We start from the raw sequence: 526 nt of genomic DNA on the forward strand, positions 1-526 counted from the left end.
ACAAAAGGAGCAACAATGCCAGAACGCACCGCAACCGTCGCCACCCGAGTAGGCCTGCACGCCCGCCCCGCCGCCATCTTTGCCGAGGCCGCGGGAGAATACGACCTGGACATCACCATCGCCCGTGAAGGCGAGCCGGCGGACGAGGCCATGGATGCTGCCAGCATCCTGTCCCTCATGAGCCTGGGCGCCTCGCACGGCGACGTGGTAGTCCTCCGCGCAGAGGGCGACGGCGCGGACGATGCGCTGAACCACCTGGTCCAGATCCTGGAAACGGATCACGACGCCGAGTAGCGCGCCAGCCTCAGCGGCCGCCGTCGGGCCTTCCCTTCCCGGGAAACGCCCGACGGCGGCCGCTGGCGTTTAAGCCCCTTCTTGCCCATGCAGGTAGCAGCAAGTGTCGTTATGGACGTCCATAACGACACTTACTGCTACCTGGTTGGGGGATCTACTTGGCCTTCTTCGCCGTGAACAGCAGGTACTCCCACTCCATCTGGAAGGGAGAGTCGCCGTGGGCATCACCGAA

At 64.8% G+C, this 526-nt stretch carries 1 protein-coding gene; it reads left to right on the plus strand.

Translation table 11 applies throughout. The features are described from left to right. Positions 1-15: 15 nt before the first annotated feature. The gene (locus CFN78_RS28425) at positions 16-294 is read left to right on the plus strand and encodes an HPr family phosphocarrier protein (RefSeq protein WP_094866387.1); all 279 of its coding nucleotides are present in this window, start codon (positions 16-18) and stop codon (positions 292-294) included. Positions 295-526 lie beyond the last annotated feature (232 nt).

This window comes from Amycolatopsis antarctica, from assembly GCF_002262875.1.
Classification (GTDB): Bacteria; Actinomycetota; Actinomycetes; order Mycobacteriales; family Pseudonocardiaceae; genus Amycolatopsis; species Amycolatopsis antarctica.